The sequence below is a fragment of the Okeania sp. SIO2F5 genome (assembly GCF_010692685.1).
Classification (GTDB): domain Bacteria; phylum Cyanobacteriota; class Cyanobacteriia; order Cyanobacteriales; family Microcoleaceae; genus Okeania; species Okeania hirsuta.
The window spans coordinates 161,907-187,191 of sequence record NZ_JAAHGU010000007.1 but is presented as its reverse complement, the minus strand read 5'-3'; the positions used below and the strand labels follow the sequence as shown (position 1 = coordinate 187,191).

General features: G+C 35.2%; 17 protein-coding genes. 7 read left to right on the top strand and 10 right to left on the bottom strand.

Annotated elements, in window-relative coordinates; translation table 11 throughout:
* Positions 1-364 precede the first annotated feature (364 nt).
* The gene (locus tag F6K27_RS05020) at positions 365-637 is read right to left on the bottom strand and encodes a hypothetical protein (protein ID WP_287273503.1); all 273 of its coding nucleotides are present in this window, start codon (positions 635-637) and stop codon (positions 365-367) included.
* 248 nt (positions 638-885) lie between these two features.
* On the opposite strand from F6K27_RS05020, the gene F6K27_RS05015 reads away from it, so the two are divergent.
* The gene (locus F6K27_RS05015) at positions 886-2,115 is read left to right on the top strand and encodes a transposase (protein ID WP_287273504.1); all 1,230 of its coding nucleotides are present in this window, start codon (positions 886-888) and stop codon (positions 2,113-2,115) included.
* Positions 2,116-2,170: 55 nt separating this feature from the next.
* Here F6K27_RS05015 and F6K27_RS05010 read toward each other — a convergent pair whose 3' ends face one another.
* From F6K27_RS05010 to F6K27_RS05000, 3 genes are all read right to left on the bottom strand, one after another.
* The gene (locus F6K27_RS05010) at positions 2,171-4,420 is read right to left on the bottom strand and encodes a heavy metal translocating P-type ATPase (RefSeq protein WP_353735932.1); all 2,250 of its coding nucleotides are present in this window, start codon (positions 4,418-4,420) and stop codon (positions 2,171-2,173) included.
* 594 nt (positions 4,421-5,014) lie between these two features.
* Positions 5,015-5,623 (bottom strand): HMA2 domain-containing protein, encoded by a 609-nt coding sequence (locus tag F6K27_RS05005; RefSeq protein ID WP_287273505.1) that lies wholly within the window; start codon positions 5,621-5,623, stop codon positions 5,015-5,017.
* A gap of 262 nt (positions 5,624-5,885) precedes the next feature.
* Positions 5,886-6,425 (bottom strand): DUF1499 domain-containing protein, encoded by a 540-nt coding sequence (locus F6K27_RS05000; protein WP_124143194.1) that lies wholly within the window; start codon positions 6,423-6,425, stop codon positions 5,886-5,888.
* 89 nt (positions 6,426-6,514) lie between these two features.
* Here F6K27_RS05000 and F6K27_RS04995 point away from each other — a divergent pair, with 89 nt between their 5' ends.
* Entirely contained in the window at positions 6,515-6,904 is a 390-nt protein-coding gene (locus F6K27_RS04995) for a nuclear transport factor 2 family protein (protein ID WP_287273507.1), read from the top strand.
* Between the two features lie 289 nt (positions 6,905-7,193).
* Here the strand turns inward: F6K27_RS04995 and F6K27_RS04990 are convergent, their stop codons facing one another.
* The 4 genes from F6K27_RS04990 to F6K27_RS04975 form a co-directional block, all read right to left on the bottom strand.
* Positions 7,194-9,350 carry a hypothetical protein gene (locus F6K27_RS04990; protein WP_287300846.1) on the bottom strand — a complete coding sequence of 719 codons (2,157 nt, stop codon included), beginning with the start codon at positions 9,348-9,350 and terminating at the stop codon, positions 7,194-7,196.
* A 327-nt stretch (positions 9,351-9,677) separates the two neighbouring features.
* The gene (locus F6K27_RS04985; protein ID WP_287273511.1) at positions 9,678-10,577 is read right to left on the bottom strand and encodes a hypothetical protein; all 900 of its coding nucleotides are present in this window, start codon (positions 10,575-10,577) and stop codon (positions 9,678-9,680) included.
* Positions 10,578-10,797: 220 nt separating this feature from the next.
* Positions 10,798-11,613, bottom strand: a complete 816-nt coding sequence (locus tag F6K27_RS04980; protein ID WP_287273513.1) for a hypothetical protein — start codon at positions 11,611-11,613, stop codon at positions 10,798-10,800.
* 950 nt (positions 11,614-12,563) lie between these two features.
* The gene (locus F6K27_RS04975; protein ID WP_287273515.1) at positions 12,564-13,307 is read right to left on the bottom strand and encodes a hypothetical protein; all 744 of its coding nucleotides are present in this window, start codon (positions 13,305-13,307) and stop codon (positions 12,564-12,566) included.
* A gap of 195 nt (positions 13,308-13,502) precedes the next feature.
* Between F6K27_RS04975 and F6K27_RS04970 the strand changes: the two genes are divergently transcribed.
* The gene (locus F6K27_RS04970) at positions 13,503-13,688 is read left to right on the top strand and encodes a tetratricopeptide repeat protein (protein ID WP_287273516.1); all 186 of its coding nucleotides are present in this window, start codon (positions 13,503-13,505) and stop codon (positions 13,686-13,688) included.
* Between the two features lie 197 nt (positions 13,689-13,885).
* On the opposite strand, the gene F6K27_RS04965 is transcribed toward F6K27_RS04970, so the two are convergent.
* Complete coding sequence (locus F6K27_RS04965) at positions 13,886-14,122, bottom strand: hypothetical protein (protein WP_124143188.1); 237 nt, start codon at positions 14,120-14,122, stop codon at positions 13,886-13,888.
* Between the two features lie 166 nt (positions 14,123-14,288).
* Here F6K27_RS04965 and F6K27_RS04960 point away from each other — a divergent pair, with 166 nt between their 5' ends.
* A complete protein-coding gene (locus F6K27_RS04960) occupies positions 14,289-14,417 on the top strand; it encodes a hypothetical protein (protein ID WP_275670271.1) in 129 nt (42 codons plus the stop codon).
* Positions 14,418-14,579: 162 nt separating this feature from the next.
* On the opposite strand, the gene F6K27_RS04955 is transcribed toward F6K27_RS04960, so the two are convergent.
* Entirely contained in the window at positions 14,580-16,049 is a 1,470-nt protein-coding gene (locus F6K27_RS04955; protein WP_287273518.1) for a hypothetical protein, read from the bottom strand.
* Between the two features lie 643 nt (positions 16,050-16,692).
* Here F6K27_RS04955 and dnaE point away from each other — a divergent pair.
* Genes dnaE through F6K27_RS04940 form a run of 3 tightly spaced genes read left to right on the top strand, consistent with a single transcriptional unit; the run spans position 16,693 to position 24,927 of the window.
* Positions 16,693-22,611 carry a DNA polymerase III subunit alpha gene (dnaE, locus tag F6K27_RS04950; RefSeq protein ID WP_287300845.1) on the top strand — a complete coding sequence of 1,973 codons (5,919 nt, stop codon included), beginning with the start codon at positions 16,693-16,695 and terminating at the stop codon, positions 22,609-22,611.
* On the top strand, positions 22,587-23,369 hold the full coding sequence (locus tag F6K27_RS04945) for an endonuclease (RefSeq protein WP_287273522.1): 783 nt from the start codon (positions 22,587-22,589) through the stop codon (positions 23,367-23,369). The genes dnaE and F6K27_RS04945 overlap by 25 nt, the downstream gene beginning before the upstream one ends.
* Positions 23,362-24,927 (top strand): OB-fold nucleic acid binding domain-containing protein, encoded by a 1,566-nt coding sequence (locus F6K27_RS04940; RefSeq protein ID WP_287273524.1) that lies wholly within the window; start codon positions 23,362-23,364, stop codon positions 24,925-24,927. Before F6K27_RS04945 ends, F6K27_RS04940 begins: the two co-directional genes overlap by 8 nt.
* Positions 24,928-25,285: the final 358 nt, after the last annotated feature.

Sequence of the window (25,285 nt, the reverse complement as noted above, 5' to 3'; positions counted from 1 at the left end):
GGGAGATAATTCGGTTTTAAGTTGAATAAAAAGTCATGTATAGGGGCGAATGACTCCCAATAATAGAATAGTACCACACTTATTTTGGGAATGCAAGGCAGAAAAATTTGGCGATTTTTTTGAGCTTCACAGAATGATGATTTGAACTAAAATAATAATTTTCTCTATTTCTGAGTTGACGGTAGACTTTTATATAAGAAAGTTGGATTCTATAGAGGTGAATTTGACTAATTATCAAAATCATAAGGGTCGTGTAACGCCGTCTTTTAAAGCGAAATATTTTTGGCTCGAAGCTCAAATACCCGTTACAAAAATAACTTCTGACTTGGTTAATCAACTCACCCCTAACTTAATAATTTTAATCTCAACGATTAGTTTGAGATTCTGCCAAATTATCGGCAAACTCTTCACTAATTCCGGCAAAAGTCTCCTGACTCTGTTCATACATAGAAAGACCACTTTTAATTGCACCCTTAACTACTTTTCTTGCAACTTTTGTGACAGTAGGAGCAACTAATGGACCGATCAAAAACGCACCTAGTCCTAATAATGCAAGGCGATCGTTTGTTTGACCATCTTCAACCATTTCCCGGAGGTGAAGAGTTAGTACAGATTTTTTTAAGTGAACAAGTGACATAATTAATATAAGGAACAAGATAAGATGGGTTTTTTGTAGGGGCTGATTTAGTAAATAAAGTCTTGGAATTAACCAAAATATATATACAAATATCTACAAAAACTATTTCCCTACCATTCTATCAGAGAATCTTGAAAGAGGACTCCCGCTATAATTTCTAATTTAGCGGTGAAATGAATTTCAACAAATCTATTAATTGAGCGAAGCGCGAATCAATCCAGCATCAGTTATAATATAGTTATTAACATTTGATTTTTCAACCTTTGATTACTTTAACTTACCAGTACAAGCTCAACCCAACTCAGCAACAAGAAATAGAGATTAATCGTATTCTTGATGTTTGTAAGAGTGTGTACAATTATGCTTTGAGAGAGCGAAAAGACTGGTCAAGTGCGAGAAAATCACCAATTAATAGCTGTTCAATTGTTTCCGAATATATTATTCCTGCTGATGCGCCTTATCCTAATTACAATCATCAAGCCAAAAATCTCACAATAGCTAAAAAAATTCATCCTAAATTAAAGTCAGTTAATGCTCAAGTTTTACAACAAACTTTAAAAATTTTGGATAGAGCTTTTTCTGACATGAAATCTCAAGGAAAAGGTTATCCAAGGTTTAAGAAAAAACTGAGAAGTTTTGTTTTTCCTGCAATGCTGAAAAATTGCTTAGGCAATAATAGAGTTAAACTACCTCAACTAGGTTGGATTAAAATCAGACAAAGTAGACCATATCCAGATGGTTTTCAAGCTAAACAAGCTAGGATAGTCAAAAAAGCTAGTGGCTATTATTTGATGATTATTTTTACTTCATCTGAGTTATTGCCAGATAATCCAGTAGGTAAAAAGTCATTAGGAATAGATGCAGGTATAGAAAGTTTTGTAGCTACTTCAACTGGAAAATTAATCAAATCTCCTAAGTTTTTATTCAGCCAACTACGCGAGCTTAAATTGCTGCAAAGAAGACTTAATAAAAAAAAGAAGGGGTCAAATAATTGGTTAAAACTTCAGAAAAAGATAGCTAAAATACATGAGAAAATAGCCAATACTAGACGGGACTGGCATTTCAAATTAGCTCATGAACTTTGTGATAATACAGACAATATTTTCGTTGAAGATATTAACTTTAATTCTTGGTCTAGAGGTATTGTCAGAAAACAATCTAATGACAGTGGCATCGGTCAATTTATCAATGAAATACTTCCTTATATCTGCTGGAAAAGAGGCAAATATTATGGAAAAGTTGACAAGAATTATACTTCTCAAGAATGCCCTAAATGTGGGCAGATTGAAAAGAAAAAACTCTCTGATAGAAAACATAATTGCAGCAACTGTGGTTATGAAATAAATCGTGATATAGCTGCTGCAAAAGTAATCAGAAATAGAGGTTTAATAGCCGTGGGGCACGCGGTTAAAGAAAAAGCTTGTGGAGATGGTCTGACGGGGGTACAACTCAGTTTATTTGATTTGTTGCCTAGTTAAGAATCTGCGAGACAAGAATCTCCCGTTATAATCACCAGATTTAACGGTGAGAGTGTCAATATGTACCACTTTCTAACTGATGCTGCACCAGGGGACGCAAACTATTTAAACCAGCAGCGATCGCACTGCCATTGTGGACAACCGTAGCAATGAGAGGATGTAGTCCCACTGTCGAGGCCAACCCTAAAGCCACCAAATTTGGCCCTACTACCATAACAGTATTTTGTTCGATGAGATGCTTAGTCTGCTTGGCAATAGCGATCGCCTCCAACAAACTAGATAAATTATTATTCATCAACACCACATCTGCTGTTTCCCTCGCTACATCCGAACCATTTTCAAAAGAAACAGACACATCTGCATAAGCTAAAGCCACAGAATCATTTAACCCATCTCCCACAAAAGCCACAGTTTTTCCGGTGCGACGCAATTCTCGAACAATAGCAGCTTTTTGGTCAGGAAAAGCCTCAGCATGAACTTGAGACTCTGGGATTTTCAACTCTGTGGCCACCATCTTCGCCCTAACTTCGTTGTCCCCAGTCAGTAAATGTACTTCCATACCATACTCTTGTTGCAATCTCATAATCAGAGGCATACTTTCCGGACGCACTGGGTCTTTATATTGAATTGCCCCCTGAAACTCGCCATTGCAGGCCACATAAATCAAAGATAACCACTCAGAAACTGGGCATTCTTGGTCGGGATGGGCGCAACTTTCCTGAAAACAAGGATGATTTTCATAGAAGCAGTCCAAATCTACTCCTGCTTGAGTCAAAAATTTAGCACTGCCGACCAAAACATCCTGACCATTAATATCTACCTGAATACCCAGTCCTACTTTATAGTCCCACTCACCCCGTGGATAAATATTCACACCTTGTTCCTGAGCGTAACGGGCGATCGCCTCTGCCACTGGATGAGTAATACGTTGTTCCGCAGAAGCTGCTAAAGCCAAAACTTCTGTAGCACTCATTCGTCCTGATACTGTTTCTACTCCCACCACAGCAATATTACCTTGAGTCAAAGTACCAGTTTTGTCAAAAACAATAGTATCAATTTCGGCTAACATTTCCAGAGTACGACCACTCCTAACCAAAATACCGTGTCTGGTAGTATGGTTTAGCGCTCCCAAAAATGCGGTGGGAACTGATACTCGAATTCCTGTGACAAAGTCTAGGGTGAGAATAGATGCAGCTCTACTGGGATCGTGAGTTGTGGCTAAGACAATACCAGCTAATATCAAGGACGGCAAAATTAATTTGTCTGCCATTTGAGAGGCATAGTTTGCCATTCTGGTGTCATGTACTGGAGCTTTTTGTAATAGTTCGATACTAGCAGCAGCGCGAGTTTGTTTGCCGACTCTTTCTGCTCGAATATAAATTTGACCGGAACGTACTAAGGTCGAAGCATAAACTAATGTACCTGGTTTGCCGACAACTGGCATTGACTCTCCGGTGAGTTGCTGTTGGTCAATGACTGCTTCACCTTGCAAGACTTCTCCATCTACTGGTATTTGTTCTCCTGGGTAAACTATGACTGTATCGCCTCGTTTGACTTGGTCGCTTGGTATTTGTTGTTCTTCTCCATCTTTTTCTACCCAGGCAAAACGTCCGATAGTGTCTAACAGGTCTGAAGTTTGATGTTCGGTCGATCTGGCTGTTTGTTCCCGTATCACATCTCCCAGTTCGTGGAGAGTTAAGACTAATGCGGGAGTTAATACTTTGCCTTGGATGGCACCGAGGGTTAGGGAGAGGAAGTCGAGACAGTCTATATTCAGGCAATGTTCGATGAATAAGCTCTGGAAAGCGCGTTTGACAACTGGGAATGCTGCAATGGCCAAGGCACTAAAACTCAGTTGTGGGGAAATTGGTAATTTTAATGGTCCGCCGAGGAATGCTAAGAGGGTTGCTAGACTTGGTATTACTAAACTTGACAATTCTCCTTCATTTTGGTGTTCTGTTTCTGGTGGTGTTTGGGAGTTAACTTTTTTTTTGAAAACTGTTACGGTAGAGCGATCGACGTTTTCTATTAGATATATAAGATGGTCTAGTATTTCTGTTTCTGATTTGCCTTTGGTCTGATAATTAATGGCGATCGAACTTGCTGCTTGGTTAATGCGAGTTTGTTTGACGTGGATATCTGATTCTAATAATGTTTGTACATTGTCAGTATAGTTTTTGTCTAGACTCAAGTGCATGACGCGAAGTCTGACTCTTCCGGGAATGCCATGAACTAATGATATTGTGGGAGTTTTGACTGTTACTGTTGATTTTGACCCTGATTGTTGTGATTTGATAGTTTTCATGGTTTTAGTTGATTTGTCTTGGTTCCGGGTGAGAATGTGGCTTCATTAATTGATAATTACCTCGGGTTTTAACCGTTACGGAATAGAATATAAGGAATATTTTCTTTTTTTTCCCCTTAAAAGGGGAGTATTTTTACCAGAATTATTTAATTATTAATTATTCGGTAATATTATTGGTATAGCTGAAGGAAGAAGCAAAAACTTAAGTTGGAAAAATCTGGCGTTGTCTTAGTTTTAAGCTTTTGATATGTTTGCACCCTTTGCTTCGACTGCTATAAGAGTTGTTCCAGCTAACGATACTTTGGCAAAAAATATGTTCAGAACAGCATCAAACCCTTATATAGTCTATATTTTACATTTTATCAACCTTTTTCCTGATATATCTAGGTTTAAGCCATTTTTAGCCTATTGATGTATTTCCCTTATCCCTAATAGCTTTGAAGGCATTTTCATTGTAAAAAATATCAAAGTACCGCTAAGTATAAACCTATGATTTTAAAGATTTAACCTACTGGGGAATTAGAGGGGGGATGACATCAAGGTCGAAGTTGGAAGTCAGTGTCAAACTGTCTTTTTCCAAAACCTTAAATGTACTTAATCAGTTTCTTCTGGCGTTTCTGGGGACTCTGAATTTGCTTCTGGTTGGGGTATTTCCTCTTCATCAGGTTCAGCTTCTTGAATGATATTCATCAATAGCATTCCTAGTTCCCATTCTGACATTCCATCAGCTTGATACTGGATGGCAACTGAAGCTGCTGCTGTATTTATCCGCACTCCTAATACATGGGAGTCTGCTGTTAAAAGTTGTTCTAAACGTCTGACATAATTTGGGTCAGATGCTACTTTTGGTATTCGCAGTCGGATGCGACCGGGTACTGAATGCACTATGGTGTATGTTGGTGAGTCATCACTAGCAACGGTTGTCACTGGTTGAGGAATAGTTGTTTGCTCAGTATCAATTACAGGTATAGTTACTGTTTGTTCTTTTAGTTGTTCAATTATTTGGCGCACAAAACCTGCAACTGTAAGGTTTACTAGAAGTGCAGTAGCACCCCGTAGTTTAAATCTATTGGTAATTATGATTCCGACTAAGGGTGGTAGAATGTATTCGATTTCATTATGTGCTTGTAAAAATGCACCTAACTGGGGGAAAGTTGTTTCAGTTGGGTTGATCGTGTTTGTATAGCTTGAGGTTGTTGTCATGGTGAATATTCCTTTGGTGAAAGGGAACAGGGAGTGAGGGAGTGGATCACACTGATTATGGCACGGATACACGGATACGGAAGGGAGTGGGGAAGTATTTGGCGTTGGTGATTTGAGCTATGATATCGTGTCCGGGTAAGAGCGCGAACAAAAAACTTTCTCCTTCTACTACTCTTTCTTTCTCCTGACTCCTGACTCCTGACTCCTGACTCCTGACTCCTGACTCCTGACTCCTGACTCCTCCCTTATTATTTATAACTATTCAACTGGACATGGTATTACTTGTTTTTAGTTGGTTCCATTTTGTCCGAATAGTTTCGACTCGTTCGCGGTTAACACCTAAATCTGATTCTCCTAGACGGGAAGCTGAACGTAGTTGAATAGCATTAGCTTCTTCATCTACATAAAATTCTACATCATCTACAAATCCCATTATCTTACTTGTAAACTCAGCATACAAGTAATTTTTATCCTCCTTAACAATATTTGTCCGAGACATAGATGCAATTATTTGTTTGAGGTTAGCGATCGCTGTTTCTGGATTATTAGAGTCATAGCTAAGAGAGACTATACCATGTTCTGCATCTTGACTGTAACTACTGACACAGTTTGGACTATTGGGACAAGGTGCTAGTCGTCCAGAATATACGCCTAGATTATTGGGTCTGGTGCCAGCAAATAAATTTAGTTTGTCAGAGGTGGCATTAACTCCGACAACAATGGCAACTGTTACTAACAAAAAGAGGGTAATGTATAACATTTTCAAAAATATATTAGGAGATTTTTTTTCTGTTGTTTCCATGGTCTATCGGAGAATAATTTGATTGAACTGGTTAATATGATTCTATCGTTAGATAATAACAATTATTCTATATCTAAACTAAAAATTTTATGACTGACGAAAAGCAAGCAATATTAACAGCAAATCAAGCCTTTTATCGAGCTTTTGAAAAACGGGACATCGAAACTATCAGTTATATTTTGTCCAAGGGTATTGACACAGTTTGTATTCATCCAGGTCGTAATGCCATTCGTGGTTTTGAAAATATTCGGAATTCCTGGGATTTAATATTTAAAAATACTAATTATATGGAAATAGATCTTGATATTGTGACAATAGAAATTAATGGAGATATTGGTTATGTTATTTTGATTGAAAATTTGATGCAAGTGATTGGAGGTAGGAAAAGTAAAGCTCAGTGTATAGCAACAAATATTTTTGAGCGGATGGGTGGAAATTGGTATCTGATTCATCATCATGGTAGTCCATTGATGAGCTAGAGTATTTCTTAGGAGTCAGGAGTCAGGAGGGAAGAAAGAAGCAAGAAGGAAGAGGTGGGAAAGGAGAAAGTTTTTTTGATCGTTAATTGTCTGGACATGATATAATTCCAGATCATAAAAAACAGAAAAAAAGTTGAATTTTTAGAATTTATGGAATTCCGCTTAATTCAGTTTAATTCAGTAGAAAAAAATGTTTCATCTGAGCGTCATTTCCAAATCTTTCTAAATTCTCTTCCTTCCTCTAAGGGCAAACGCCGTTAGCTTCGCATAACTATCGTTAACGCCCCTACTACTCCTCACAATATTGAGGTCTCTGTTGTAATTGAATATCCAATAAATCAGCCACATCACACTTTAATCTACCTGCTGTTTGTTTATCTGGTTTTATATAGCCAAAACCACTACTAAAAAACTTTTGCTGATAAGAATAAATTGCTTCTATCCATTGTTTTTGTGCTTCTAAATATTTCTCTGGTTCTCCTAAAATTTCATCTTCTATCGCCCCTGCATACTGAAGTTTTATATCATTTTCTAGAATTTGCTTAATTGCTTGAATAATTTTTAAGCGTGCATCTTCTGCTATAAATACTGTTGAGTTTTGAGATAATATTTCTGTCTCTAGTTCCTGGACTATTTCTCGAATTACACTACTAGTAGTGGGAAATTTTTCTAGTGCTTTTTCCATTTTTACTGAGGAAATTGCACTAACATTTTTTGTTGAACTATCAGTTAATTGTTCTTCTGAAAAAGTAGAAGGTTCATTTTTTTTCGGTTCAGCAATAGTACCATTATTAAACTTACTTGCCTGATATCCTAAAACAAAAGATAGAGCATGAGAAAGCAGTAATAAAAATGTTACTGCTACTTGTACGCCATACTTTTTTATAGAAATAATTATTCGGTCAGAAACAGTTAATTCTTGCCGAACATTTAACCCAAAAACTCTAATTTCATAAATTGACTTTAACCTCGGAAATGCTGATGTAAATATTAATTTTGGGACTTTTCCATTACTGAGTTGATGAAAATAAGCTGCTAACTCATAATCAGGTAGTTGAGAGAATAACTCGGCAAAAGGTTGATAATAATTGCAGCGATCGCGACGATATTTTAAGTGGGAAATGAGTTTTTTCCAAATAGTATTTCCATAAATTAGTTGCTCTATTTCTTGGTCAATATTTGTGTTTAATAAATTGTTCCCCAAAGATTCTAAATATTCTAAATCGTGGCGAACTTGTTGTTTGATTATAGTAGAATAGGTTGACCATAAACTATTTTTAGTTTTTAATAGCCAACAGAAAGCAGGAACAGATATTTTTCCTCCTAATATTTGATAGAAGGCGTAATTCATTCCTAGTACAATTAATGGATCTAATGATTTTTGATAATTTTTCAGTTGAGATTGTAATTTTAGAGATATTTTTTGTTTCTCATCTTCTTTTTTTTCATCTCCAGTAATATTTAACCAATTCAGATATTCTGGTAAAGTTTCGGGAATAAAAATTGCTCTTAAAGTTAATAACCTAACCATTTGAGCATTAGCATTTTCTTGTTTTACAGCATTACTCGCCCCCAGATTATCAAACAGGTTGTTTAAATATTTTGATGTAACTTGACCATTCTGTAATTTTAAAATTAAATTTTCTACCCATTCTTGTTTTATTTGAGAACCACTAATTAATCCTTTAATTGCTGTTTCTATAGCTGCTTCATCTATATTTGTTGAGATATTTTCCCTGGAATTTTTCATCATCTTTGTCTGTATTTGTAACAGATTTGCTTCTACTTTAGTATTAGCAGGATGAATAATAATAAATTGTTCTGGTCGTTCAATTGCTTCAACATTATAAGCCCATGATATAGGTAGATTGTTGGCTTTAATTTCAGCCATTTTATTAATAATTTGTAAGTCAGATAATTCAGTAGGAATTATTACAGGTATAACTTGACTACTCAGCCAATTTTGCCATTCTGTGGGTAAATTTATTTCTGATTTTGTAGTAACTGTATGTTGATTTGGTTTACCAACTTCTTTAGTTTCAGATGGATTAAATACCGGATTAACACCTTGTTGTTGTTGAGTACTTATCCAGTCTAATATTTGCCAAATATTATCTTTACCAGTGCAGAGAAAATAACGATAAAAAGAAGTCGAACGTCCATACTCATCTTGTCCAGTAGTGACTACAGCAACTACTGAATAATCTGGTTCTTCATTACTTATACTTAAGACAACTCGCCCTACAAAAGTAGGTTCTTGACTATTACGGTCTTTGGCTACTTCAAAGCCTTTATTAGCAATTGCTCTTGCTACAATATGAGGAACTTGAGTTAAGGTTAAGTTCATATATTCCCCTACTTTAAATCCCCGAGAAATCCATTTACCATCGGGTAATATTTCGGGAATTATACCTGTGCTGAACTCGTGAATTTCAATTGTTTCCATGGGCAAATTAATTTTTTTGGTGGTGGTGCATTGTAATGGTGGTGCATTGCATTATTTTTGTTACGAGAACAGTGGGAGCATCTTGCTCCCGTGCCAAGCATCTCTTGTTCCTTGTATACCATTACTATGCAGGACTACCATTTTTTTGTTAAATCCATTCCCAATAATAAAACGATATTAATAATCAAACAATATTAGACATCTGGTGATAATAAAAAATAAAATTAATTATCGCACATAAACTATCAATTATTTCCCCTCCTGGGAGGGGTTAGGGGTGGGTTCCCTACTCCCTACTTCCTACTCCCTATTCCCTAAAATACAATATTAATCATAATCTAACTGTGAATTACGTTTACCTGTACAAATCCAATATATAGGAGAAACTAAGCCAAAAGGTCGCCATTTTTTCGAGTCTTCTAATACTGATGCTACCCCTCCACGACCCCGATAAATTTGCTGAGAATTTGGTTTATAATATTTATTTCCTGTCACACCAAAAGCAGAAGTTGTAAAATATTCCACATTACCCATTCCCAAATTTTGCCAAGATTCTAATCTTTTAAAAATAGTAGGAAACCGTGCCTCTGCCAAAAACTTTGGTCTATTTCTATTTACCCATAAATCAGCTAATTCACACTTAGTTAAAACCAAAGCAATACGCCGTTTTTCACTAAACAAATCCCGACCTGCTAATGCTACTAAAAGTCGATCGACTCCTCTGGCATATTCTAAATCTTTACGATGAGTTGTACCATCAATCATTAACATAATTCCCGTAGCTGGAAAACAATCATTTAAGTAGTCTCGAAGTAATTGAGAATCTGTTTGCTGAAGTACATCGCTGAAAAATTCTCCAGAATAATCTTTGCAACTAATATCTAGGTTTAAAACAGTATTTAATCGCCTCGAATTATCTTCTTGTTTGAGAGTAATTCTTAAAGTATAATCCTTAATTTCTAGCACATCATTAGCTAGACGAGTTTGTTCAATTTGTAACCCTGACTCTATCAAATTTTGTGCCTGCTTAATCAAATATTCTCCATCTTTATTTGCTGGAGTAACTAATTCAACAGGACTAGAAAAATCAGCATTTGGCCATCTAGCCAAAGCAGCCATATAAGTAGTTTTACCAGCAGCGCGATCGCCTATTACTCGTAAAATGCCAGAACAATTTTCTTCTTTTAAATTCTCATTAATTCTGGTCTTTAATAGGGATTTAAACATTTTTTTTACCGAAAAATTGTGGTTTGAAATAGCAGTCAGCACCTCAGCGGTCAGCTATTCCTACGGAATGCTGCGCAAACAGCTTCTGTGGCGTGTATAATGGGGGATACTTAAGAGAAGCCGCTCCGCGTCTACAAACCCCCATAAAAGGGGATAATAAATAAAAATTTTCATTATTAGTCAATCCTATCCGTTTTAAAGGAGAGGTAATTATTAATTATTAATTATTAATTGTTTTACCTTGACTTAACCAATACAGGGGTGAAACTATACCATAAGGTTTCCATTTCAAAGGTTCCCGTAAAATTGAGTGGGGACTTCCTAATTCATCAGTACGATTTGGGCGGGGGTCATTTCGTTGTAGAACGCCAAAAGTAGATATAGCATAAAACCGTAAATTTTGTTGAGGAATACGCTTTTGTAAAATACTGGTTGTTCTTGGTAAATGCACTTTAAATATGTCTAATTCTGGGTCAAGACGGCCAGGCCAAATTTCTCCTCTTTCACATTTACTCATTGCTATAGCTAGGCGTAAATCTTGGGAGCGGTCGCGTTCATCCATTAAATTAATAAATTTCTCCATCACATTACTATAGAATATGTCGTTTCCTGGCTCCCATTTGTGGAGTAAAATTAGACAACCGACATTATCTTTGATTAGACATTCATCGAGAAATTCTTGATGTAAAGGATTAGAAATACCTGTTTGTAATTCATTAAAAATTTCCCCTGGATAATCTCGCACTACTAGATTAATTTCTTCTGGTTTTTTTTGCCACCAACGCTTAATTTCTATGTGAAAAGAATACAAAGGTAAATCATAGAAACTTTTGATTTTTATTCCATCAATAATAGTGGGTTCTAAAGAAGCACCATTGAGAATAATTGTTTCAGCTTTATTAACTAAATTTTGAGCATCATTAGTAATGGCTGTAATTTGAAAATTTGGGTGAGTTTTTTCCGGCCAATAAGCTAATCCTGCTAGATAAGTAGTCTTTCCCGCACCCGTAGGTCCAATAATACAAATATTCCCCATTTTTTTGATTAAATCTGTGTTTACTATGTAAGCATTTCCTGCGGAATGCTGCGCAAACAGCTCTCAGTAGTCAGCACTTCCCTACGGGATGCTACGCAAACAGCAAATAATGAATAATTCCTTCTAAGGTTGAAGGAGCGTACCTTGGCAGTAATATCAAGTCTCATTAATTAGCCATAATAAATTAGCTATCTTTAGTCATCTTTAGATGACTTCTGCTTTGATCCTAGAAATTTATTTCTTGGCGGATAACATGGCTCGCTAACCTCGCCAAGGATTTCAATCCTTGGCTAATAGTTTAAGTCATCTTAAGATGACTCTTGAGGAGTATGCCATCTTTTTATATTGTGGTTAATCAGTGCAACTTGATATAATTTTTAATTCTCTCTCAATTTTTCAATTGCTTTTACCGAGAAATTGTGGTCTAAAACCTCTCCTTTAAAGGAGAAACAAGAAAAATTTTTCCTTTGAGTCAATCCTCTTCTTTCCAAAGAGAGGTAATTGTTAATTATTAATTATTAGACTTGTCGCTTTATAACTTAAAAAAACCAAAAACCTTGTTCTGTAAGGATTGTAGCTATTGACAGGAAAAATGCTTAGAATTATTGCTCTGTCTAGGTTAGAGTGATTTTTTCCCTTTATTTAGCGACAACTCTATTAATTATTAATTGTTGAATTCTTCCTCTCATCAATAGCTAATAGCTGATGGCTGTTTGCGCAGCATTCCGCAGGAAATACTTACTTTACTATTGATTAATTTAACTTGCTTGTTTGACAAAAGGAAATATCTAACTCAATGACAAAACTTTCACTCTTACCTTCTTGCTTTTTCCTTCTTCCTTATTTTTAGAACGGGAGCAAGATGCTCCCACTAGCTATACCATTATAATTCACAACTACCCTTGTTGCCTTCTTCCCTCTTCCCTCTTCCTTCTTCCTTATTGCTTCTTTTAAACTAAATAACTAGCTAAATAAATCCAAGGTAATTCTAATAAACTACGGTGATAAATACTGGTAATAAAACACCGAACAGACAAACCAGAACGACTACTATTTATTTGTTCCAACTGTGACTTAAGGGGTAAAAAATAACTATTAACCACATAATTATGCCGTTGCAGCCAATTCATAGTAGAACCATGAGGTAAATAAGCCAATTTAGAAATTTCTTGCTCAAGATTACAATCAATTAAATCAGCTTTATTCAGACATATTACAATACGTCTAACTTGAGGACAATCATAAATAAAAAAGTCTTTCCAACGATTAAATCTATTGCACCATTGCTGCTGAGTAATATAATTTTCCTGGTTAATATGAGGCTGTAAAATTTCTCTATAGGGAGGAACAATTAAAAAAAATCCTTCACTTTTACCCATTGTTTCTTTAAAATCTTGCCATTCATTAATATGCTCAGATTGCCATGATCTACGAAATAATTCCCCAGGAGAATCTATCCAATCTACAGAAATTTTACTAATACCAGTAGAAAGTCTAACTTTCACATCCAAAGAACGCTTTTCAATGCTTTGAGTAGGTTTAGCAGTACCATCTAAATTAAGTAAATTTGCCTGGAGATTTTGATAATTTTGATTGCTCAAAGAAACCTGAACATAATTTCCTTGGGGATTGGCCAATTCTAATGCTAAATGAGTTTTGCCGACGGCGCGATCGCCTATATAAACTACTCCCATTTTAGAGTTAATACCAATTTGATAAATATTTGCTACAAATAACTAGGTTATTTCTTAGAAGTCAGGAGTCAGGGGTCAGAATGAATAGCTTTGATACTATTTGTTAGGTCATAATTTATCTTTTTAGTCTAAGGGACATTTCCTGTATATGTCTTTTAACTGCCCTGATTATTCAAACACATTCTTTTTCCAAAGGTGTTAATCTCTTCTGCTTACAAAGAAAATATATTAGTAGCAAATATTTCCAACAATTTGGGATTAATTTATAAAGATTTAAGTTGCTATTCTGAAGCCGAAGAATATCTGATTAAATCCATAGCGATCGCTACCCCCATCTTACCGAAGACTTCCACAAACTCCGCGACTTTGGCGAACAAATAATCCACCTTGCCTTTTCCACCACTCAAATCCAAGATTTCACCACTTACCAACAACAATTAGCACAATTGCAAACCGAACATAACAAAAGGAGTCCTATTTGCTCAGGACGTAGCCGGACTTGACCTCTGGGCAAATGAAATTACTGTCCTGCTTCGTTGGCAAAGAGCGCAGTAATAATGTTTGTATCTAGAAGGTATTTACCACTCATTTTGTTCACAACCTTGTTTAATTGCTTCGTCCATAGTTTGAAGGTCTTCAGGAGAAATTGAGCCAGCAAAAGGTAATAATTGTGTTCCTGAAATACCTCTAACTTGAGTTTTTAGCAATTTCCGAGCCAATTCAAGCACTTGCAATACTAAGTACTGTGGCATAACTTTGTACTGTGGCATAACTTTTAATTGTTCGACTACCTCATCAATGACAGACAAACTCATTAGACTTCTCCTTTGCTGAGTAGAGATTAAAATATAGTAATTAAGGAAACGCCAATTAATTTGACTTTATGATAAAAATACTGCACTTCAAACAATATTGCATAAATTATAATTTACTGATGATGTGATTATTTATTTGCATTAAATCCTACTACTTATAAAAACAATGTCAAGAGAAAATATAGCAACTGTTGTAAAAATTTTAGAGTCTCTTTCTGATGAGCAGCAGGAAAGAATTTTTGAGCATTTACGAGAATATATTGCAGATTTTCAAATTGGTATTAAAGTAGGATAAATCTTTTGAAAAAACCCAAAGCAAGTTAGTAGTAGCAGCGAGACAGGCGAAACAGTAAATTGCTGAAGGAAAAGGGCAAACAATTGACTATGATAAGTTATGAAGTCTGTTACCTTACCATCTTTTTGGGAGGAATATCATGGTCTTTCCCTACTTGTTGCTTTATTCACAAAAGTGTCTCTCAAGTGATACAAGAAAGTCTCTAACTTCAACAAGAATTTCCTTGAGCACATCAGAACGGTTACTGTCTTTCAATCCAAAAGTTTTGGCAATTTTTTTGTAATTGTCGCTCTTACGATGAGCTACGCTAGTTGAGCGAAGGTTTTGCAAATTTCTCAAGAATTTTATCTGCTGCTCATAGTTTGGATATTGATGAGCTTTGAGGAACTGCTCGAATTTAGATATTCCCTTTTCTTCGGTGTTGCCTCCTAGAGTTGCCTTAACAATTTCACCCTCATTTAGAGAGTCAATCAAAATCTTTGTCAGAGCAAGAACTTGTGAATCAAATTCTACCTGACTATTTGTCAGGGGAATGTGCAAAGCGTCAAAAAGATGCTGGTCAGATTCAGCTAATTTGCGAAAGAGACTCCATCCCATAAATGCTTTCCAATTCTTAGAAAACCTAACAAAACAATCCTTAAACATAAGGTCAATTTGTTCTGGAGGAGCAGGTGTTAGTTGAAAGCTACGCTCAAAATTAACTTTACTAATCTTTCCTTCAGGTAGAATATTGTAACTACGCCAATATATTTGTTCATCTGATGGCAAAGATGCTAAGTCTCCAAGGAAGACAGTTATGTATTCAGGGTGATTATTATCAAGTTTCAATCCCCATAATCCTTGACATCTGAGAAATCCATCTTCAACCGAGTATCGCTCTGGATGAGCATAATATTTTGCAAGAACCTCGCGCTGAAAGAAAACTGGTGTGAGATAGTTAGGAGTATCTGGGTAGTTTGGAAGCTTATCTGGATTACAAGAATATTCGACTGAATCTCCATTTTCATCCATTCCAACAATGAAATCAATGTAGTTTTCCTTGTCCTTATCATTGAATGGCCACATTCCACAGCGATTGAGTGGAAATGGAGAAATAAGTTTCTTTCCACACAAGTATGAGAAGGATTTGTAGTTGGCTATATGAAAATTTTCTGCCGAACTTGCGCGAAGTTTATAGTAAGTTAAATCCTTTTTATTTTTATGGTCTAATTCCTGTGTAAATTCATCAAGCACTGATTCAGAGTATCGTTTAAAGTCAAAATAAATTGCTAAGTGCATTTCTTTTACAGCAAGAAATTGACGTACTTCTTTGAGACGAACTTCAACCTTATCTGTTTCAAGTTTTGCTACTACAGTTTCATCTCCTCTATCATCAAATTTGAGAAGTTGATTTTTTTCAACATCGTGGTACAAACGATGGAAGTGTCGAAACTCTTCAATGATTTCGTTATATGAGTCGCGAATGCCATGAAAATCCCGACGAATTATAAAGGGTTCTACATTATCTAAGTTTCCAAACCGCAAATAGGTAGGATTTTTATTTCTGCCGTTGAAACATGGATGCCCATCTTCAAGATGGAAATCCCAAGAAATCTTGCTTAGAGAAGTTTCAACATCAGCATTTGGAATCAAGGCTGAAAATATGCCAAGATTCTCGTCTTCAGTAACTTTATCAAAATAAACAGTTATCCATGGGTCTATACCTAAACTAGGAATGAATTTTTCTCGCCAATCTGATTGAAGTAGCCATTCCATTCCAAACTTGGATTTACCTTTTTAGTAGTCATAGTAGTGGTTTCATATCAACATTACTAATTGTAATTTGATTTACATAATATTGACGGAAATGCGATCGCACTCCCACTCAAAAATTCTTTACTCATCTTAATAAGCACCTACGCAGAGCGAGCTACTTACTTCCAAAATACACGAAAATTTCTTGACAAGCAACAACCTTGTATCTCTTACATATCAATACTTATAACAAATGGACAATGAAGGCGCGATCGCACCCAAATTACCCCCATTTTTCCTCCTAAATAGCTCATTTGAACTTTTTTTGGAAAATTCAGTTTAAATTTCTAATATATTTAGCAATAATTTATCAGCTTAATTTATACTAACTATTCATTAAACCCTAAAAACTTAACAGGTAAAGACTTTCAGTCAAACCAACACCAGCAAAAATTAAATATCAACCTTCTTCTTTCTTCCTTCTGACTTCTTCCTTATAAAATAAAGCTACATATAATATTTATTCTAAAATCTAAAAAAAATGTCATTTGTTGGCCTACATATTCATAGCGACTATAGCCTATTAGACGGGGCATCCCAATTACCACAATTAATAGATAGAGCAGTAGAACTAGGAATGCCAGCCATTGCTCTGACAGACCATGGAGTAATGTATGGGGCGATTCAATTAATTAAACTGTGTAGAAATAAAGGAATTAAACCCATAATTGGCAATGAAATGTATGTGATAAATGGAGAAATTGAGAAACAACAAAGAGGCAAAAAATTTCACCAAGTCGTATTAGCAAAAAATACTCAAGGCTATAAAAATTTAGTCAAACTAACAACTCTTTCTCATCTACATGGTTTTCAAGGAAAAGGCATATTTGCTCGACCTTGTATTAATAAAGAATTACTAGAAAAATATCACGAAGGTCTGATAGTAACTAGCGGGTGTTTGGCAGGAGAAGTACCGCAAAATATTATGCAGGGAAAATTAGATGAAGCCAAGAAAATAGCTAAGTGGTACAAAGATTTATTTGGAGAAGATTATTATTTAGAAATACAAGACCATGGTTTCCCAGAAGATAGAGTAGTAAATACTGGAATTGTCAAAATTGCCAATAAATTAAAGATAAAAATAGTAGCCACAAACGATTCTCATTTTATTTCTTGTCGAGACGTAGAAGCACACGATGCTTTGTTGTGTATTAATACTCAAAAATTAATCTCTGAAGTAAAACGGATGCGGTATAGCGGTACCGAATATTTAAAGTCTGCTGAAGAGATGAAACAACTATTTAGAGACCATCTAGAAGATAAAGTTATAGAAGAGGCGATCGCTAATACATTAGAAGTAGAAAAGAAAGTTGAAAAATATGAGGGAATTTTAGGAGAGCCAAGAATTCCTGATTATCCGATTCCACCAGACCATAATGCTGATACTTATCTAGAAAAACTTTCCTGGGATGGATTATTAGAAAGACTGAAACTTAAACAAAGAAGTGAAATTTCCCCAGTTTATAAAGAGCGGATGGAAACTGAATTGAAAGTTCTTCAGGATAAAGGTTTCTCTACATATTTTTTGGTGGTTTGGGATTATATAAAATATGCCAGAGATGAAAATATTCCTGTTGGACCTGGTAGGGGAAGTGCTGCTGGTTCATTGGTTGCTTATTCTTTGCGAATTACTAATATAGATCCGGTGCATCATGGCTTGTTATTTGAAAGATTTTTGAATCCAGAACGGAAGTCAATGCCAGATATTGATACAGATTTTTGTATTGAAAACCGAGATGCAATGATTGATTATGTGACTGAACGGTATGGAGAAGAGAGAGTTGCCCAAATTATTACTTTTAACCGGATGACATCTAAGGCAGTATTAAAAGATGTGGGGAGAGTGTTGGGAGTTTCGTTTGGGGAAGCGAATAAAATGGCAAAGTTAATTCCTGTTGCACGGGGTAAACCAGCTAAGTTAAAAGTGATGATTTCTGATGAGACTTCTTCTCCTGAATTTAAGGAAGCTTATGAAAATAATGAAATTCAAATAGAAGATAATCAAGCCGGAAAAGTTAGTAAAATTTCTGTTCGTCAATGGATAGATATGGCAATCAGAATTGAGGGTACTAATAAGACTTTTGGAGTACACGCAGCAGGGGTAGTAATTTCTAAGGAACGCCTAGATGAAATTGTGCCTTTACAAAGGAATAATGATGGAGCTGTGATTACTCAGTATCACATGGAAGATATAGAATCCCTTGGTTTGTTGAAAATGGATTTTTTGGGATTGAAAAATTTAACTATTATTCAGAATACTGCCGATTTGATTGAGCAAAATCATCATCTTCCTTTAGTTCCAGATGAGTTACCAGCTAATGAAAGAAAGGCAATGGAAATTTTGGCGAGAGGCAATATTAAGAAAATGCCAGAGGATGTGAAAAAGACCTACGAATTGATAAAGTCTGGAGACTTGGAAGGAGTATTTCAGTTGGAATCTTCTGGCATGGTGGATGTGGTGAAAAAATTGAAGCCTACTTCTATTGAAGATATTTCTTCTATATTGGCTTTGTATCGCCCCGGACCTTTAGATGCGGGTTTAATTCCTAAATTTATTGACCGGAAACATGGGCGGGAGAAAATTGAATACCAACATCCAAAGTTAGAACCAATTTTGCAAGAAACTTATGGAGTTTTGTGTCTGCCAAAGGGAACTTTAATCGATCAACCAGATGGTTCGAGAGAGGCGATCGAAAATATTAAGAGTGGGGAGATAATTTTAACTTCGGATGGTAGGAAAGTTTGGCAGGCAAAAGTTGCTAAACAGTGGCGGAGTGGTGTTAGGGAAATATTGAAAATTACTTTGTCTAGCGGAACGGTAATTTATGCGGGAAAAAACCATCGCTTTTTAACGCCGGAAGGAGATAAGTTTGCCTGGGAATTAGAATCAGGAGTTAAAAACGGTAATATTTATGGTTCTGCTGTTTATGAAAAATGGCAGGTTTCTAGTAATAACAAAAGACTAGGTAAAAATGAAGCTTATTGTTCAAATATACCTCAGCCAGAAAATGGGGAAAAATCTAGAGAAAGCCATCTACAAATTTCCTCTTTATCTTTGACAACTTCTTCGGAAAATTATATTTCTCACACCAATACTTCGAGTCGGAAAAATCAGGAGTTTTCTCTGGAAAAATGTACTTTATTTAAAGAGACAAATTTCTTAGATAGACTCAAGGCAGAAAATGAGGAAAATTTGAGAGAAAACTATCTACAGATTTCCTATTTCCCTTTGGCAACTCCTTCAGAAAATTATATTTCTCACACCAATACTTCGAGTCGGAAAAATCAGGAGTTTTCTCTGGAAAAAGGTATTTTCTTTAAACAGACAAATTTATCAGATATAAGGAACCTGGAAAAAGATACTTTATTTAAACCGACTAATTTATTAGACAGAGGGAAGCTGAAAAATTGGGAAAATTTGAGAGAAAGCTATCTACAGATTTCCTATTTTACTTTGACAACTTCTTCAGAAAATTCCATTTATCAGACAGATGCTTCGAGTCGGAAAAATCTAGAGTCTTTCCTCGAAAAAGGTACTTTATTTAGACAGACAAATTTCTTAGATAGAAAAAATTGGGGAAATGAGGAAAATTTCCGAGAAAACTATCTAGAGATTTTCCCTTTCTCTTTGACAACTCCTTCAGAAGATTCTATTTCTCAGATAGATACTTCGAGTCGGAAAAATCTGGATTCTTCCCGGGAAAAAGCTACTTTATTTAAACAGACAAATTTCTTAGATAAGCCTCAGCAAGAAAATCAGGAAAATTTTAGAGAAAACCATCTACAGATTTTCTATTTTCCTTTGACAACTACTTCAGAAGATTCTATTTCTCAGATAGATACTTTCAGTCGCAAAAATCAGAAGTTTTCCCGGGAAAAAGCTACTTTATTTAGACAGACAAATTTCTTAGATAGAGGGAAGTGGGGAAATGGGGAAAAATCTGGAGAAAGACATCTACAGATTTCCTATTTTCCTTTGACAACTCTTTCAGAAGATTCTATTTCTCAGACAGATACTTTGAGTCGGAAAAATCAGAAGTTTTCCCGTGAAAAAGCTACTTTATTTAGACAGACAAATTTCTTAGATAGACAGAAACTAGAAATTAGGGAAAATTTGAGAGAAAACTATCTACAGATTTCCTATTTTCCTTTGACAACTCTTTCAGAAAATTCTATTTCTCAGACAGATACTTTGAGTCGGAAAAATCAGAAGTTTGCTCAGGAAAAACCTACCTTAAATTTTTTAGATAAACCTCAGCCAAAAAATCGGAAAAAGTCTGATATAAAGATATACGAAAAAAATCATTTACAGGATGTCAGACTTGTTTATGTTGTCTCGGTGGAAGAAGCAGGAAAAGCAGAATGTTTTGATTTGGAAATGGAAGACCAAGCTTCTCCTTATTTTCTAGCTGAAGGAGTAGTTGTTCATAATTGTTACCAAGAACAAATTATGAAAATGGCTCAAGATTTAGCAGGATATTCTTTGGGAGAAGCAGATTTATTACGTCGTTGTTTGAGTGGTTCAACAAAAGTAATAGATGCAGCAACAGGCAACTTAGTTACTCTCAAAGAAATAGCTGCTAAACCTGAGTATTGGTTAAGTCGAAAAGTATTTTCTTTAGACACCAAAACTCAACAAATTGTGCAAAAACCAATAACAGAAATTCATCCTAATGGTGTGCGAGATGTTTGGGAAATTACCACTCGTACAAATCGGAAAATTAAAGCTACAAACGACCATCTTTTTTATACAGTTTTAGGATGGAAACCTTTAAAAGATTTTTCTGTAGGCGATCGCTTAGGTTTACCAAAGAAAATTCCGATTAATCATGGCAGTGAAATATCTGATGCTCAAATTAAACTTACTGCTTATTTAATAGGTGACGGACATCTATCTACTAAGAGTTTTTCGTGTAGTTATTTCTGTAATAGTGATGCGGAATTAATTGCTGATTTTAATCGCTGTACAGAAGAATTATTTGGTTCTTTAGCGCCTATCGATCAACAACTCCATCAAGGAAAAAAATCAGTTACTTATGTTCGTATAGGTTTTCTTTCAGCTTTTAATCATTGGGTAGATAATCATCTCAAACTTGCTAATTCACGGGATAAAGAAATTCCTGATTGGGTATTTTATTTGTCTAAGAGTCAGTTACAACTTTTCTTAGGAATTTTATGGTCAACAGATGGTAGTAGGGATGTTGCATACAACGTCCGTACAAACAAAACAATTGGGTATACAGAATATAACTCTACCTCAGAAGTTTTAGTCAGACAAATCCAACATTTACTTCTACGTTTAGGTATAGTTTCTCTGTTCAATATTAAGAAGATAAAATATCAAGGTAAACCTTATCTTTCTTATCAAGTTCAAATTACAGGACGTGAGGATATGCTCAAGTTTTGTGAATTGATACAACCATATTTAAGTAGTTACAAAAAGGAGCTTTGTCAAAGTTGTTATTTAGTTATTCAAGATATAGAATTTCTCAGACTTATAAGGAATGGTTCTTTTTCTTCTTTCCTATTTTCTGGAACCAGAATTACTAATTCCTACTCCCTACTCCCTACTCCCTACTCCCTAAGAGAAAAAAATCAATCTAAACATTGTCTACCTCCAGAAATTCTTACCCTAATTGCAGAAGCTAAAAAAGCTAGTGGAATGACTTGGACAGAAATAGATAAAGCTGTGGGAGTATGTCGTGGCACTATGTCGTCAGGTTTAAATTTTCAAAATACTCCAACTAGGAGTTTATCCCGTTATAAAGTTAATAATTTTGCCACAGCTTTTGTAGATGAAGATTTAAAAGCCATAGCTAATTCTGAGGTTTTTTGGGATGAGATTACTTCTATAGAATATATTGGCAAAGAAGAAGTTTTTGATTTGACAATTTCCGAAACTCATAATTTTATTGCCAATGATTTTATAGTTCACAATTGCATGGGTAAAAAGAAAGTTTCAGAAATGGAAAAGCATCGAGAAATATTTATTGATGGTGCGACTCAAAGAGGTGTTCATTCTGCCGTGGCACAAGATTTGTTTGAACAGATGATTAAATTCGCTGAATATTGTTTGGCTTATGAGACAGAAATTATGACTGTAGAATATGGTGCTATTCCTATTGGTAAAATTGTAGAAGATAAGATTGAATGTACTGTTTATACGGTAGATAAAAATGGATATATTTATACACAACCAATTGCCCAATGGCATAATCGGGGTATGCAGGAAGTTTATGAGTATAGTCTGGAAGATGGAACGGTTATTCGAGCAACACCAGAACATAAGTTTATGACTGAAGATGGTCAAATGCTGCCTATTGATGAAATTTTTGAGCGTAATTTAGATTTGAAGTGTTTAGGAAATATAGCACAATGGAACTTTCCTATCGTCAGTTAACACCTCAATTGAAGCAACAGATTGTTCAAGCATTTGAGGGGGGAATGGAATGCCGAGAAATTCCAGATTTTCTCAATGTAAGTAAACGCTCAGTTCCACGAGTCTTGGCAGAAGTAGGAATTAATACTAAACGAAAGAATCGTTATAGTCTTGATGAGGCATACTTCGATACGATTGACTCGCAAAAGAAAGCATATTTACTTGGGTTAATGGCTGCAGATGGCTGTGTAACTTCAACGAATTACGTTGTTTATGAGTCAACCGAACTTTCTCTAGTTAAGTTGTTTAAAGCTGAGTTGAGATACACCGGGGATATCCGTACTATTACCTTTCCACAGGGATATGCTCCTCATTATCGGATTAACTTTTCTTCCAAACAACTAGCAACAGCACTAAAGCAATATGCTGTGGTTGTTGGACGCACTGAGTCAGGTGCTTATTATTTTCCAGAAGCTCAATACTTTAGTAGTTATTTACTAGGATATTTTGATGGTGATGGATGTGCCTATGTTAATCAGGGTAGAAGTGGTGGGTTAGTCTGCATTGTTGGTTCATACCCTTGGGCAGAGGCATTGTCAAATTACCTTGACATGGGCAAGGTTGTTCAGCACCAATCAGAATCCGTTTACTATTGGCGAATTTATAGTCAAGAGCATATTCAGCAATTTTACAATTGGGTTTATCAAATACCTGATCTAGGGTTAGATTACAAAAAAGCAAAAATAGAACAGATTTTAAGGAGTTATCGTCGTGGTTAAAATTGTTTCTCGCAAGCTGGCAAAAACAGAAAATGTTTATGATATTGGAGTAGCTAAAGACCATAACTTTGTCTTAGCAAATGGGTTAGTTGCTTCTAACTGCTTTAACAAATCTCATTCCACAGCTTATGCTTATGTAGCTTATCAAACTGCTTATTTAAAAGCTAATTATCCAGTCGAATATATGGCAGCTTTACTAACTGCTAATAGTAGTGACCAAGATAAAGTACAAAAATATATAGCTAATTGTCAGAAGTTTAATATCGAAGTCGAACCGCCGAATATTAATAAGTCAGAAGTAGATTTTACTCCTTTGCCAAAAGTAACTACAGGAGAAACAAAAGATAAAATTTTATTTGGATTATCAGCAGTAAAAAATGTAGGCGATGGAGCAATAGAAGCAATTTTAGAAGCAAGAAAAGAAGGGGAAGAATTTAAGTCTTTAGCCGATCTATGTGACAGAGTTAATCTTAACGCTCTTAATAGTCGTACTTTAGAATCTTTAATTAAATGTGGAGCTTTCGATAAAATTGAATCAAACCGTCACCAATTAATCAAAGATTTAGAAGGTGTAATGAAATGGGCGCAAGATAGAAATAAAGACCGGGATATAGGGCAATTAAGTTTATTTGATGTGGCAGAAAAAACAATGCCTGCTTTTGATTCTGCTCCTAAATCTTCCACTGTTTCAGATTTTCCAGCTAAAGAAAAATTGCAGTATGAAAAAGAAATTATAGGATTTTATGTATCCGACCATCCTCTCAAATATGCACAGGAGCAAAATAAAATTTCGGATGCTATTTCTATTGCTGAAATGAAGGAAAAAAAATCTAAGTCAGTTATAAAATTATTGGTAATGTTAGCTGGAATTAAACCTCATATTACAAAAAAAGGCGATCGCATGGCATTTCTGCAAGTAGAAGATATGACTGGGCAGGTAGATGCAGTAGTTTTTCCGAAAATATATGAAGAAATTAAAAATTTACTAATAGAAAGTTCTCTTTTAGTCTTGACTGGAAAAGTTGATAGGAAGGATGATGAAAGTCAGTTATTGGTAGATGGTGCAGACAAATTAGAAAAGGTAATGGCAGATGCAGTAGAACAACATGAAAAACCAGTGACAGAATTAGATAATTATCAAAATGAATCGAGAAATGAAGAGATAGAAATTAACCAACCTATTGTAGAAGTAGAAAAACCAATAGAGCAATTAGAAAGTCAAAAAAATCCTCCGAAAAAAGACCCTGAATTATTAATAACTGAAAATGGTTCTGCGAAACAAAGACAAATAATTATCTTACAAATACCAGTAAATATTATTCCTGAAAATGATTCTTTATTTGAACAAATTAAAGCCATTCTTGAAGAACAATCTTCTGGTGATCTGGAAAAAGCAAAGGTAGCAATAGGAGCATTAATATCTGATGGAAAACAACAACATTTAGTACAGTTTGGTCGGCAATTTTGGGTTGAAGATGAAGAGACAACTATTCGTCGTTTTCATGATGTAGGGTTTAAAGTTCAGATATCTAGTTGGGAAGCTTTTGCTTCTAAATAATAGTAACTAGGGCTTGCTGATTAAATTTCAAAGCATTGAATGGTATTAGTTTTAGCCTTTTTGGAGCGAAAAAAGTGAGCTTGTTTTTGGCATAAAAACTTCAAAAAGTTAGTATTGAGGGCAAAAAAAGCAGAACAATCTGCGGACAACTCTTCTTCCTACCTCCTCTATAATTCCCATTCCTCCTGTCTCCTGTCTCCTGTCTCCTACCCCTACTAAAAGACTTTTGATCACAAACCCTAAATATAGTTATAACAAACCTGGTTTATAAAGTTTATCAAAGAGATTTATAATTTTTCCGATTCTCTATAATAGTAATTTGGAAAAAGAATGTTATTAATAATAAGGACAGTTAAAA